Annotated in this window: 14 protein-coding genes; 9 read left to right on the forward strand and 5 right to left on the reverse strand. The window is 42.4% G+C overall.

Going from position 1 to position 13374, the window contains the following annotated elements:
- Window positions 1-161: 161 nt before the first annotated feature.
- On the reverse strand, window positions 162-953 hold the full coding sequence (locus IDJ75_RS18370; protein ID WP_224746664.1) for a lytic transglycosylase domain-containing protein: 792 nt from the start codon (window positions 951-953) through the stop codon (window positions 162-164).
- Window positions 954-1174: 221 nt separating this feature from the next.
- Between IDJ75_RS18370 and IDJ75_RS18375 the strand changes: the two genes are divergently transcribed.
- From IDJ75_RS18375 to IDJ75_RS18385, 3 genes are all read left to right on the forward strand, one after another.
- A complete protein-coding gene (locus IDJ75_RS18375) occupies window positions 1175-2641 on the forward strand; it encodes a pseudouridine synthase (RefSeq protein ID WP_191177108.1) in 1467 nt (488 codons plus the stop codon).
- A gap of 268 nt (window positions 2642-2909) precedes the next feature.
- Entirely contained in the window at window positions 2910-4010 is a 1101-nt protein-coding gene (gene recF, locus IDJ75_RS18380; protein ID WP_191177109.1) for a DNA replication/repair protein RecF, read from the forward strand.
- On the forward strand, window positions 4003-4293 hold the full coding sequence (locus IDJ75_RS18385; RefSeq protein ID WP_191177110.1) for a DUF721 domain-containing protein: 291 nt from the start codon (window positions 4003-4005) through the stop codon (window positions 4291-4293). Before recF ends, IDJ75_RS18385 begins: the two co-directional genes overlap by 8 nt.
- A 3-nt stretch (window positions 4294-4296) precedes the next feature.
- Here the strand turns inward: IDJ75_RS18385 and IDJ75_RS18390 are convergent, their stop codons facing one another.
- Together IDJ75_RS18390 and IDJ75_RS18395 are read right to left on the reverse strand one after the other, a co-directional pair.
- Entirely contained in the window at window positions 4297-4497 is a 201-nt protein-coding gene (locus tag IDJ75_RS18390; protein ID WP_191177111.1) for a hypothetical protein, read from the reverse strand.
- Window positions 4498-4640: 143 nt separating this feature from the next.
- Window positions 4641-5060, reverse strand: a complete 420-nt coding sequence (locus tag IDJ75_RS18395; protein WP_191177112.1) for a nucleoside-diphosphate kinase — start codon at window positions 5058-5060, stop codon at window positions 4641-4643.
- Window positions 5061-5189: 129 nt separating this feature from the next.
- Here IDJ75_RS18395 and IDJ75_RS18400 point away from each other — a divergent pair, with 129 nt between their 5' ends.
- From IDJ75_RS18400 to IDJ75_RS18420, 5 genes are read left to right on the forward strand one after another with little or no spacing between them, the layout of a single operon-like run.
- Window positions 5190-6200: a DHH family phosphoesterase gene (locus tag IDJ75_RS18400; RefSeq protein WP_191177113.1), complete on the forward strand. Its 1011-nt coding sequence runs from the start codon at window positions 5190-5192 to the stop codon at window positions 6198-6200.
- Window positions 6201-6216: 16 nt separating this feature from the next.
- Window positions 6217-7188 (forward strand): FKBP-type peptidyl-prolyl cis-trans isomerase, encoded by a 972-nt coding sequence (locus tag IDJ75_RS18405; protein WP_191177114.1) that lies wholly within the window; start codon window positions 6217-6219, stop codon window positions 7186-7188.
- A gap of 50 nt (window positions 7189-7238) precedes the next feature.
- Complete coding sequence (locus tag IDJ75_RS18410) at window positions 7239-8240, forward strand: FKBP-type peptidyl-prolyl cis-trans isomerase (RefSeq protein ID WP_224746665.1); 1002 nt, start codon at window positions 7239-7241, stop codon at window positions 8238-8240.
- Between the two features lie 47 nt (window positions 8241-8287).
- Window positions 8288-9055, forward strand: a complete 768-nt coding sequence (locus IDJ75_RS18415) for a TatD family hydrolase (protein ID WP_191177115.1) — start codon at window positions 8288-8290, stop codon at window positions 9053-9055.
- A gap of 33 nt (window positions 9056-9088) precedes the next feature.
- Entirely contained in the window at window positions 9089-10108 is a 1020-nt protein-coding gene (locus tag IDJ75_RS18420; protein ID WP_191177116.1) for an asparaginase, read from the forward strand.
- A 336-nt stretch (window positions 10109-10444) separates the two neighbouring features.
- On the opposite strand, the gene IDJ75_RS18425 is transcribed toward IDJ75_RS18420, so the two are convergent.
- The gene (locus tag IDJ75_RS18425) at window positions 10445-11158 is read right to left on the reverse strand and encodes a LytR/AlgR family response regulator transcription factor (protein ID WP_191177117.1); all 714 of its coding nucleotides are present in this window, start codon (window positions 11156-11158) and stop codon (window positions 10445-10447) included.
- Window positions 11155-12174 carry a sensor histidine kinase gene (locus tag IDJ75_RS18430; RefSeq protein WP_191177118.1) on the reverse strand — a complete coding sequence of 340 codons (1020 nt, stop codon included), beginning with the start codon at window positions 12172-12174 and terminating at the stop codon, window positions 11155-11157. The genes IDJ75_RS18425 and IDJ75_RS18430 overlap by 4 nt, the downstream gene beginning before the upstream one ends.
- 246 nt (window positions 12175-12420) lie before the next feature.
- On the opposite strand from IDJ75_RS18430, the gene IDJ75_RS18435 reads away from it, so the two are divergent.
- Entirely contained in the window at window positions 12421-13236 is an 816-nt protein-coding gene (locus IDJ75_RS18435; RefSeq protein WP_191177119.1) for a DUF3108 domain-containing protein, read from the forward strand.
- Window positions 13237-13374: the final 138 nt, after the last annotated feature.

Here is a 13374-nt window from a genome sequence, read left to right on the forward strand (position 1 = left end):
TTCACATTAAACGTATTGCCCGAACTATGAGAGCACACAATGAGTTATTGCCCGTTATTAGCAATGCTCTGCGTGCATTAAGTTCCCCTTGGTTGTTATACAAAAAGAGCCATCCCGTCGGGGATGGCTTTTTAAATGTGCTCCGTAATAATTAAATTACTTTAATTGTTATACAGCCCTAAAAAGGGAGTTGGTTTTTGCATATAGCTATAAAAGTTTTTATAACCATATTTAGCAGGATTACTGATGATCTCCTTCATAGCAATAATCTTGTAAACGTATGAACCGGTTTCGCGGTTAAGCGTCATGCGGAAATAGTTATCCTCATTTTGCTTATGAATAGCGCGTTCCAGTTTAATAGAACCGTTGTTGTAAGCGGCAGCGGCCAGTGTCCAGCTGTTAAACTCACCGTAAAGTTCTTTAATGTACTTGCAGGCAGCAATGGTAGATTTGCGCAGGTTAAGGCGCTCATCTATACTCTTGTTAACCTTTAGCCCGTAAGTGCGTGCGGTGCCGGGCATAAACTGCCAAACGCCACGTGCGCCCTTTGGCGATGTGCCTCCTTTTAAGCCCGACTCTACCAGCGGGATATACTTAAAATCCTCCGGGATGCCATAGGCTTTTAAGATAGGCTCGATGATAGGAAACATCTTATCGGCTTTTGAGTGCAAAACGTTCGACTGAATGTTTTTGTACCCGTGTTTCGCTATTGATTTTTTTAATTTAAAATCTACTTTTTTGTCGTTTACCGGCAGGGCCTCATCTGCAAAACTAAATGCCTCTTCGGCTGCTTCAGCAGGTAGGCTGAAGAGCAATTTTGAAGGTGTGTGGGCGATGTAATTTACAGGGTAAACCGGGTCGGTACTGAAAATGTTAAGCCTGGAAATGATAACCAGCACCAAGATTACGGAGCACGTAATTAAGTGTTTTTTAGTCATTTCAATTTTACTCATTAATTATACTTTTTGGTATGATGTGCGGCAAAGGTACGTTATATAAAGCAGATTATCAAACACTTGTAATTAGCTTAGTGTTTCGGGAGTTTTAAAAACGGCCAAAAAACATGCTTTAAAGTGGTTTAAACGTACATTTTGAACCCTGCTAAAAAATTGTTTTTTTGGTTAAAATGTTGTACTTTTGACCCTCACGCTGCGAAAGCGCAAAACAAAAAATTATGGTATTTAAAAGACCAGCAGGTAGTCGCGACGACAGGCCCAACAAATCATCGGGCCGCTCAAAAAGTGGTAGCGAAAACGCAAAAAGACCATCATCTTCCTCCACAGGGAAACCCTTCGGCGCAGGCCGTACAGATGGCAAAAAAAACTTCTCGGTAGATAAAAGGGGGTCTGCCTATTCAAAACCAAATACCGATTCTGAAGGCAGCGAAAGGCCAAAGAAAAGCTATGGTGCAGGCCCGTCATCATTTGGCGATAAAAAAGCATTTGTACCAAAAGGCAGGCCATACAGCGGCCGCCCGGCAGATAATGACCGCCCAAAAAGAAGCTTCGGCGATGCGCCATCGGGCGAACGCAAAAACTTTACCCCAAGAGACAAACCTTACAGTGGCCGCCCGCAATCGTCAGATGGCGAAGGCAGTACTTACCGTAAACCAAGTTTAGGCCCTGCATCATACGGTGCGCGCAAAAAACCGGTTGCCGGCGATAAACCATTTAACAGGCGACCTGCCGGTACCGACGGGCCAAAGAAAAGCTTTGATACCGAAGGCGGCGAGAAACGCCCATACGGAACCCGCGAAGGCGGAGCAAAGAAAAGCTTTGGTGGCGATAAGAAATTTGGTGGCACACGCGGGGGCACTAAAGATTTTCCAAGTACATCTACAGGTTTCCGTAAACGCGAGGGTGATGATACAGCATCTAAGCCAACCATGCGCGGCCGTAAAAACCCGGTTGTAAAAGCTAAAGATGATGGCCTGATACGCCTTAACCGTTATATTGCCAATGCTGGCATCTGCAGCCGGCGTAAGGCTGATGAGTTGATAGCTGCAGGTGTGGTATCTGTAAACGGTGAAGTAATCTCTGAACTTGGCCACAAGGTTGATCCGCTTAAAGACCTGGTACGCTACAATGGCGAGGCTTTAAAACGCGAGAAAATGATCTATGTGCTTTTAAATAAACCCAAAGACTACATCACCACTACGGATGATCCGCAAGAGCGCCGTACCGTTATGCACCTGGTTGATAAAGCCAGCAAAGAACGTATATACCCTGTTGGCCGCCTTGACCGTAATACAACCGGTTTGTTATTGATGACCAACGATGGCGACCTGGCAGATAAATTATCTCACCCACGTAACAGCGTTACAAAATTATACCTGGTTGAGCTGAACAAAGCCCTTACACAAGGCGACCTGAATAAAATTAGTTTTGGCCTTGAACTTGAAGATGGCTTAATAAAACCGGATAGCATATCATATGTAACAGGTGGTACTAAAAAGGAGATCGGCATCCAGATACACAGTGGTAAAAACCGTATTGTGCGCCGTATCTTTGAATCGTTAGGTTATGATGTGATAAAGCTTGACCGTTCTGTTTACGCCAACCTAACCAAAAAAGACCTTCCCCGTGGCCGCTGGAGATACCTTGACGAGAAGGAAGTGATACAATTGAAACATTTGATATAGTTTCCGGAGCAGAATTTTTGGGATTCTGGAATTTTCAAAATATATAAAGGCGTCGGTTAGGCGCCTTTATTGTTTTATGGCGTTATTCTCTCCCGATAGCTATCGGAAAAGCTGTGCGGAAAAAGGTTTTACTTTTCTTTACGAAGCTGAGAGGGTTGCCGGCGCAGCGTAACCGGGTGGAGCCAGTTGACGAGCGTAATTAAACCGATATATCCAAACCAATGAACAAATAAACTAATGTAAAAACACTAAATTTGCTCTCCTCAATATGTATCTGCAGCAACTCTCATTTATTAACTTTAAAAATTACACCGAGGCCGAAATTACGCTTACCGAAGGGGTGAACGCGTTTGTTGGTAATAATGGCGCAGGTAAAACCAACCTGCTGGATGCGGTGCATTACCTGTCGCTTTGCAAAAGTTACTTTAACCCAATAGATAGCCAGCAGATAAAACAAGGCGCCGATTTTTTTATGATTAACGGCATTTTTAAAAGGGGCGGCAATAAAGAGGTGGTTGCCTGCGGCGTAAAGCGCAACCAAAAGAAACAGTTTAAACGGAATAAAAAAGACTACCAGCGCCTTGCCGACCATATTGGCCTGCTGCCGCTGGTGATGATATCGCCATATGATATCAGTATTATTATAGAGGGGAGCGAGGAGAGGCGTAAATTTGTCGATAATGTTATCTCGCAAACTGATCATAACTACCTGGACGAACTGATAGCCTATAATAAGGTATTAACCAACCGCAATTCGCTGTTAAAGCAAATTGCGGATACAGGCCGTTACGACCCGGAACTCCTGGCTGTTTTTGATGAACAGCTCATGGCATCAGGCACGCGTATTTTTGAAAAACGCCGTGCTTTTATGGAAGTATTTACCGCGATATTTAACCAGCACTACCAGTTTATAAGCGAAGATGCCGAGCAGGTAGAACTGGTTTATGAATCGCAGTTGCTGCAGGATAGTTTTGCTGCCCTGCTTAAGAAAAGCATGGAGCGCGACAGGGTGTTGGAACGTACCACAACCGGCATACATAAAGACGACCTGCAGTTTAACATCAATGGCATGCCCATGAAAAAGTTTGGCTCGCAGGGGCAGCAAAAGTCTTTCCTTATAGCTTTAAAATTGGCACAGTATACCTTCCTCACTCAGAATAAAGGCTTTAAACCATTATTGCTGCTTGATGATATTTTTGATAAACTTGATGATAACCGCGTTACCAAGCTGATGCAGATGGTATCCAATAATGATTTTGGCCAGGTGTTTATTACCGATACCAGCATGGGCCGGGTTGAGGGTATTTTTGAGAAGATAAATGTTGATGTAAAACTATTTAAAGTATCGGAAGGGAATATAGATGCGTAAGGCCAATGATAAATCGCTGAAAGACGCTATTGAGCAAATGCTTAATGTGTATAAAATAAAGCGCCGCTTTGATGAAACTGCCATCGTATCTGCCTGGCCGGACCTGGTGGGCAAATCTGTTGCTAACCGCACCAAAGAATTATTTATAAAGGATAAGAGGCTTTTTCTGCGGATAGAGTCGTCGGTAATAAAGAATGAGCTGGTAATGATGCGTAACCAGATAATTCAAAAAATAAATGATGATGCTAAAACCGAATTGGTGGTAGAAATAGTATTCCTGTAATAATTACCTGCCGCGCGAAAGGCGTAAACGGTGAGAAACCTTACGGAAACTATCGTCCATTATTTGAGAGAATGCAAGCAGGAAGATACCCGGGAATATAAATGCGAATTGCGCCTCAGGATGATTTCTGAAAATATCCATAGAAACAATAACGATAGTCACTATAATTACTGAATAAATAAGATATTTAAATAGTGACTTCATGGCAATTGTGTTAATTGGCTGAGCGTTAAGTCGCCCGGTATGTAAAGGTAGGTTATTAGTTTTTAATAATCAATAAAAAAAACATTAAAAAAGCCATTTGTAAGTTGTTAACTACAAATGGCTTTTTATTAAAACCCAAGGGCTTAGAACCTCTCGAATGCCGAGAAAAAGAAGTTGCCTTCAATTGCTGCGTTCTCGTCAGAGTCTGAACCGTGTACCGCGTTTGCATCAATTGATTTTGCAAAAAGGTTACGGATAGTGCCTTTATCTGCTTTGGCAGGGTCGGTAGCACCAATTAGTTTACGGAAATCTTCAATAGCGTTATCTTTTTCAAGTATAGCAGCTACTATCGGGCCCGATGACATAAAGGTTACCAGGTCTTTAAAGAAACCGCGCTCGGCATGTACAGCGTAAAATTCGCCAGCTTTTGCTTCGCTAAGTGAGGTATATTTAAGTGCTATAATTTTAAAACCTGCTTTTGTTATCTGGTCTAAAATAGCACCGATATGGCCGTTAGCAACTGCATCGGGCTTTATCATTGTAAATGTTCTGTTATTTGCCATTGTATAAATATGCTTATGTATTAAAAGAGGCGCAAAAGTAGCGTTTTATTACTGTATATTAAAGCATTTACTATAAATAAGCTATACGTTTTTAATTAATTTATTAGCTTTGCAACTCTTTTAAATTTGATGTTAGATTTAGCCTCGCTTACTGAACTTTTAGATCAGCCCCGTAAAATAGTAATTACTACCCATCATAAACCCGATGGTGATGCTATGGGCTCATCGTTAGGGTTGTATAACTACCTTATACAGCAAGGCCACCATGCAAAAGTAATTTCTCCGACAGACTATCCCGAGTTTTTGAGCTGGATGCCCGGCAACGAAGAGGTGATTATCTACACAGAGAACACCAAACTTTCTGCCACATTAATTGCCGAAGCTGAGATCATCTTCTGCCTCGATTTTAATGCACTGAGCCGTATCAACGAGATGGGGGTGTTAGTAGGCGAAAGCCGCGCCTATAAAGTGATTATAGACCATCACCTGGAGCCGGAAGATTTTGATGATTACCGCCACTGGGATATTAATGCATGCGCTGCAGCACAATTGGTATATACTTTTATAGTAGATCAATTGCGACATAAAGAACTGATCAATAGAGATGTTGCCACCTGTTTATATACAGGTATCATGACAGATTCTGCATCGTTCCGTTTGCCAAACACAACATCAACCGTTCATCGTATAGTTGCCGATTTAATTGATGCCGGCGCCAATAACTCACGCATACATGAATTAATATACAGCAGTTCATCAGAAAACCGCTTGCGCTTTTTAGGCCACTGCCTTGCCAATTGTTTAGAGATACTACCCGAGTATAATACAGCAATAATTGCAGTTAGCAAAGCTGATATTGCCAAATTTGATGTTAATACCGGCGATACTGAAGGAATTGTTAATTATGCATTATCAATTGGTAGTGTGCATTTAGCAGCATTTATTGTTGAGCGTAGCGATAGGGTTAAACTATCTTTACGGTCAAAAGCAGAGTTTCCTGCTAATGAGATCTGTAAAAAGTATTTCCAGGGGGGCGGCCATCGTAATGCGGCGGGTGGGCAGTCTGAAGACACGCTTGAAGCAACCGTAATTAAATTTAAACAAATATTACCCGAGTATAAAACACTATTAATACAATAACGAACTAAAAGAAAAAATGAGAAAAAATTTAATGATCATAGCAGCGGCAGCATTAGGGCTTGCAAGTTGCAAAGGTGGGTTTAAACAAGCCGACGGTGGGTTGTTATACAACATCCGTACAGATAAATCGGGCCCCACCATTAAACCGGGCGATTTTGTAAGCCTTAACCTTGTGCTTAAAACAGAAGGTGATTCTGTATTAGGCAGTACTTATGAACTGGGTCGCCCTGCGCCGCAGATCATGGAGAAAAATCCGCGTAAAGGTGATGTAACCTCAGCATTTTTATTTTTAAGCGAAGGCGATAGTGCTACTGTTAAATTAGCCATTGATTCGATGTTTAAAAAAGGTGCTCCAAGGCCTCCGGGCATTAAAGGCAAATACCTTGTTTACGAAATTAAAGTTGAAAAAGTAATTGCCAGAGGTAACCAAACTGAGCCTGTTTTTAATGCGCATATTACCGATTATTTTAAAGCGCAGGGCGAACTTGTAAAAAAACAAGAGCCTGCCAAGATCAAAAAGTATGTTGAAGATAAAAAACTGAAAACTACAACAACAGCATCTGGCCTGCAATATGAAATTACCAAAACGGGTGCAGGCCCTAACGCCGTTACCGGCGATACTGTTGTAGTTAACTACGCAGGCAGGTTATTGAACGGTAAACTTTTTGATACCAGCATTAAAGAAGTTGCACTTAAAGAAACAAAACAGTTTGACCCACGCCGTACCTACGAGCCTATAAAGCTTGTTGTTGGTGCAGTTGGCCCGGGTAGTGTAATTAAAGGTTGGGACGAAGGTTTGCAGCTTTTAAACAAAGGTGCAAAAGCTACTTTAGTTATCCCATCTGAGCTTGGATGGGGCGAGCAAGGCGCGCCGCCAATGATAGGTGCGTTTTCACCGGTTACCTTTGATGTTGAAATGGTAAATATTATTAAGCCAAATCCTAACGCTCCAAAACCAAAAGCAGCTCCGGCGCCGGCGGTTAAATAATTTTTATAAAACTTATACAGCCTCCCGGTATACCGGGAGGCTTTTTTATTATGATGAAAAATACTTTTTATTTAGGTTTAATATTTTGCCTGTTTGGCTTTAACGCCAGCGCGCAGTATAAACGTACTGCCAGAGGGGCGCAGTACCAGATCATTAGCAGCAACCCGGGTGCAAAAATTCAACCTACGGATGTGATCACTTTTAATGCGGTACAAAGCACCGAGAGTGATTCGGTTTTGTTTAGTACTTATAAACTGGGGCAACCTATAAAAACACCTTTGCGCCAATCAAATAACGTGGCCGACCTGATGGATATTTTCCCCCTTTTATCGGTTAATGATAGCGTAATTGTAAAAGTACCGGTTGACAGCGTTTTTAAAGGGCACGAGGCCGATATGCCGCCAATATTTAAAAAAGGCAGCAACATTATTTTTAATGTAAAAATTTTACAAACGCAGAGTTTAGAGGCTGCTATGGCCGAGCGCAATGCCGCTATGGAAAAAATAAAAGCCGAAAGCGAACAGCTAAAAGCATCAGAAAGTGCATCTATTGCCAACTATATAAAAACGAATAATATTTTGGCTAAAAGCACACCATCGGGCTTAAAGTATGTGGTGAAAGCAGCAGGACTTAAACCTAAGCCGCAAAATGGCGATACGGTGTATGTGAATTATACTGGCCGTACGCTTGATGGAAAAGTTTTTGACTCGAGCATAGAGGCTGATGCTAAAGCCGCAGGCCTGCAGCAACCGGGCCGTACTTATGAGCCCATTAACTTTGCCGTAGGTACAGGCCGTGTTATTAAGGGCTGGGACGAAGGACTGGTACTGTTGAACGAAGGTTCAAAAGCAAGGTTCATCATCCCATCGGCATTAGCTTATGGCGAGCGTGGTGCAGGTGCCGATATTAAACCATATACTACATTGATATTTGATTTAGAACTGGTAAAGGTGGTACGTGTTAAACACGATGCTGTAAAACCGGCTGCTAAAGCACCGTTAAAGAAAAAGGGAACTTTGAAAAAACGGGTTGCCGCGAAAAAGAAAAATTAATTTAAATGAAAAGCCTTCTGCAAAGAAGGCTTTTTTAATTTTGTGCCATGGTATTAACAGACACACATACCCATTTATATTACGAAACAGACGCGGTAAAGCGCTCGGAGCTGATGCAGCGATGTATACAAAACGACGTTAGTCGTTTGTTTTTACCAAACGTTGATGCAGCATCGGTACCGCTAATGTTTGAATTGCTGGAGGCTTATCCTGTTAATTGCTACCCAATGCTGGGCCTGCATCCATGCTCGGTAAAAAATAACTGGGAAGAAGAACTGGCCGTGATACAACCCGCCTTGCATCAGCATAAAATATATGCCATTGGCGAAATTGGGATAGACCTATATTGGGATAAAACTTTTCTAACCGAACAGATCCAGGCGTTTAAATTGCAGATTAAATGGGCCAAGGCACTAAAATTACCCATAGTAATTCATTGCCGTGATGCGTTTGATGAGGTTTACCGGGTTTTGCTGGATGAGCATGACGAAAACCTGCGCGGGATATTCCATTGCTTTGCCGGAACGCTTGAACAGGCCGAAAAAATTACCGCTTTAGGGTTTTATTTGGGTATTGGAGGGGTTGTTACATACAAAAATGCGGGGCTCGACAAAATCTTACCACAAATTAACCTGAAGCATGTGGTTTTAGAAACCGATTCTCCGTACCTTACACCCGTTCCGTACCGTGGTAAACCTAATGAGAGTTCTTACCTGATCTACGTAGCCCAAAAGGTGGCGGACCTATACCAGATTTTTGTTGAAGAAGTGGCTGAAATAACCACAGAAAATTCAAAAAAGATATTTGGTGTTTAATTATAAACTGTTTACAACACAAACCTGATCTAAATGAGCCAGATACTGATCATCTATACCGGAGGGACAATTGGTATGATGAGCGACCCTGTTACAAAAACGTTGGTACCCATCAATTTTGAACAGATAATGGATAACGTGCCCGAACTGGAAAAACTTAATTGCAAAATTAAGGTACACTCGTTTGAGCATATTATTGACTCATCTAACATGAACCCCGTTATATGGGGCGAGCTTGCCGCACTTATTGAAGCCAATTACAATACTGTTGACGGCTTTGTGATACTACATGGCTCGGATACTATGGCTTTTACGGCATCGGCCTTAAGCTTTATGCTTCAAAACCTGAACAAGCCGGTGATTTTCACCGGGTCGCAGTTACCTATCAGCGCAGTACGTACCGATGCCAAGGAAAACCTGATGACGGCCATTGAAATTGCCAAGGCTAAAAAGAATGATAAATCGCGTGTGCCCGAAGTTTGTATCTATTTTGATTACAAACTCTTCCGCGGTAACCGCGCCTTTAAATATAACTCATCCAAGTTCGAGGCATTCCGCTCGCCAAACTACCCTATCCTGGCAGAGTCGGGCGTGCACCTGCGTTTTAGCATTAATGATATCCGCGAACCCGGTGAAGGCCCGTTAAAGATCCATAACAAGCTGATTAGCGACGTTGCAGTGTTAAAGCTGTACCCGGGGATTAGCCCCAAGGTGGTTGAAACCATTTTAGGCGCAGATGTGCGCGGTATTGTAATGGAAACTTTTGGCGCGGGTAATACCACAACCGACCAATGGTTTATCGACCTGCTAAAGGATGCCATCGACAGCGGTAAAGTAGTACTTGATATTTCGCAATGTAAAGTGGGCACTGTAGAACTTGGCCGTTACGAAACCAGTAAACAACTAAAAGATATTGGTGTAGCCAACGGTTACGATATGACCTACGAAGCCGCCGTTACCAAAATGATGTACCTGCTTGGCGAAATAGAAGACCCCAAAGAAGTAAAGCGCTGCCTGGAGAAGGATTTAAGAGGCGAGTTAACGGAGTCGTAAGTTAAAATACCAGATGCTGCCGCAAGATACGCTATGCTAATCTCGCGGCAGCGAAAATTAGGACGGAAAATGAACGAGCGGTGGCCTGACGGAAAAGCGGGCCAAAAGGTAAAGGCCTGTGAGAGGAAGCTTTTTTCTGTCTTGATTTTTTGGTTACTTTTTGATCAAGCAAAAAGTAACAGCCCCTCCGCGGCGAATGAGCGGGCGGATTAATATAGTGGTTTACTAAGCATAATAAATACCGAAATAAATTCGCCATGCCGAGGGGGGATAAGCCTTGCCATTACTAAAGAGGTTGTTTTGTACCTAGCATTGACGGGCTCATTTTATAATTTCCTAAAACATCCTTTGCCGTATCACCGCCATAAACACCTCTCTGAATTTATCACTCACAGGTATTTGCTTATCCCCAATATAAATATGGTTGTCCTGTACCTTGCTTAACAACCTGGTATTAACAATGTAGGAGTTATGTACGCGTACAAACGGCGCAGAAAGTTGTTCCTCAATATCCTTTAAACGGCGGTATATTAGCAATTCTTCGATGCCGGTAACCATACGCACGTATTCCTTTTCACCCTCAAAATAAAGCACCTCATCCAATAGTATCTTTCGCAACATTTTGCCCGATTTTACAAAAAAGTAGCCTTCATCAGCCTTACCTTCAGGTTTTTCATTTACCGCAACCACATTACCAAAAGCCTCCTCAATTTTTTGGGTGGCCGCCAAAAAGCGCTTTAGGGTGATGGGTTTCAGCAGGTAGTCGATAGTTTTAAAAGCATAGCTGTCGGCAGCGTGCTCGGCATAGGCGGTAGTGAAAACGATCTTGGTTTCTTTTGGCAGTAGCCCAGCCAGTTCCATACCGGTAAGGTGTGGCATATTAATATCCAAAAAAATAAAATCGACGGTGTGCTTTTTCAGAAAATCCATCGCCTCCAGCGCGTTATAACATTTGCCAAGAAGCTGCCATTGGGTAGTTTGGCCAATAAGCACTTCCAGCAGGTTAACCGCGTTGGGTTCGTCGTCAATAATAATGCACCTTAAGCTCATGCCAGTGGGATGTTTAGGTTAGCTACGTAAATATCGCCTTTGTTTTGCACCTGCAACTCAAAATCGTTTCCATAAAGTAATACCAGCCGCTTGCGCAGGTTCTCTATCCCAAATCCGGTGGATTGGCTGTTTAATGGTTTATCGGGCGTTGTGTTGGTTGTAGTGAATATAAAACGTCTGTTTTGTTGCACCAACTCTATCTCTATTTTGTTATCGCTGCTGCTTTTATCTATGCCATGCTTAAAAATATTCTCAACAAATGTGATCAGTAGCATGGGTGGCAGACTTTTGGTAGTATCGCAATTTTTGTTGAAGGTGATATCAACATCATAACGGATGCGGATATTTTCCAGCGTGATGTAATTTTCCAGGAACTGGATCTCGGTAGCAAGGCTTACTTCCTGTTTGGGGCTTTCATCAACAAAATAGCGCATAATATCGCTCAGGCGCTCTATTAAGGATGCTGTACGTGGGGCTTCCAGGTAAGCTTCGTAATAAATGTTGTTGAGCGTATTGAACAGGAAATGCGGCTGCACCTGCGATTTTAGCAAATTCAGTTCGGCCTGTGTTTTCTGCGCGATGATCTCTTCTGATTGCTGTTTTAGGGTGAAGTAAGCCAGTGCTATCCGGAAGATAAAACTAAGCAGGAATATCATAATGCCGCCTACTACCATGCTGGCAATGGCCTTCATACTCATGGGTTCGGGGTGCTTGGCGAATAATAAATTATAAGCGTAAAGCGTAACAAAGGCCCGTGCCGCACCAATGGCCAGCAGGAATAATATCACCGCAAGCACGTACCAAATAATACGTCCTTTCAAATACAACCGGGGGAAAAGCCAAAGAATGTTCCCATATACAATTGCGGCGTAAAAAGCAGTGTTTAATAGTGCATATACAGCACCCTGTAAAAAGCCATCCATCGCTACCAGCGATAGCGTCACCACCAGGAAAACAAACACCCACACCATCCATTGTAACTGGCCTATGGTGGGTTTACTTTTTAACAATAACATGCTTAAAAGTACAAAGCTTTTTTTGCAGATGCCTACCTATTTAAACAGCCTGGCGTTTTTATTAAATCAATTCCTCTATATTTTAAATAAACAGGCATAATAAGTAAATGAACACCCCCGCCGCTTTATTATTGAAAAGAACATGCCAATTGCTAAATAAAGATGTCGCGTGGTTGAAATGATTTGCCGGGATATCTGGTAACGAGGAGTTTTGAGGCAGTCAATAAAAACTTAAGCTCATTAATCATGAAATTACAATCATCAATAACAGGTATTATCATTGTCAGCTTTACCACTTTATTTCTATCGGCCCAGCCAAAATATGCAGCGGCGCAGGTGGATACCATCCGGTTAAAAGACCACAGGCTAAATACCGCCACTTTAAAACCGGGCATGCGCCAGTACCTGGTATATTTCCAGATGCCTAAAAGCTCAAAAACGTTAAGGTTTTGGCTTTGGCTGCGCGATACAAAAATAGAGACCCGCAATGGGGAAAGGGTATTTGCCACTACGCAACACTGGTACGGGGGTGATACCATGAGTTATCGCACAGGCTATTCGGTAAATCGTGTAAAAGATTTTTCGCCTGTTTACCATACTGAAACCATCGCCGGTAAAGTTGGCGCCTATAACTGGGGCAACGCTCAAATAAAAGGGGCTGATACTGTTGCCCAAAACACAAAAAAAGATTTCGCCTTAAATTTTACCAGCCCTAATTTTAACTGGAACCTTGATATAGAAACCTTTGAAATGCTGCCGCTGGCCGCAGGTAAAACTTTTGCTATTAACTTTTACGATGCAGGCTTCGGTAAACCCGAATACATTATTTACAAAGTTACAGGCAGCGAAGTGATAGGAACTTTAGATAATCAAAGGGTTGATTGCTGGAAACTGGTTAATGAATCTGAAAATAACGGCAATCACTATACCCAAACGTTTTGGATCAGTAAAAAAGGCCATGAGTTTTTAAAGGAGGAAGACAGCTTTGGTGGTGGTTACCGCTATAAAGTTAAAATGCCGGGTATGGCGGTTAATATATTACCAAGATTTGCCGGGAAGTAATTCTTGCCTAAGCGTCATTGCTGTAAGGGTTTAGTAATTCGGTAACAGAATTAGGTATTTTTATTTGTTGTAAGGGAGACCATATCGATAGGTTTTTTACCGTTGATTCCCTGATGTGGCCTTTCCCAATTGTAATAA

The sequence above is a fragment of the Mucilaginibacter rigui genome, from assembly GCF_014773275.1.
GTDB classification, from domain to species: domain Bacteria; phylum Bacteroidota; class Bacteroidia; order Sphingobacteriales; family Sphingobacteriaceae; genus Mucilaginibacter; species Mucilaginibacter rigui_A.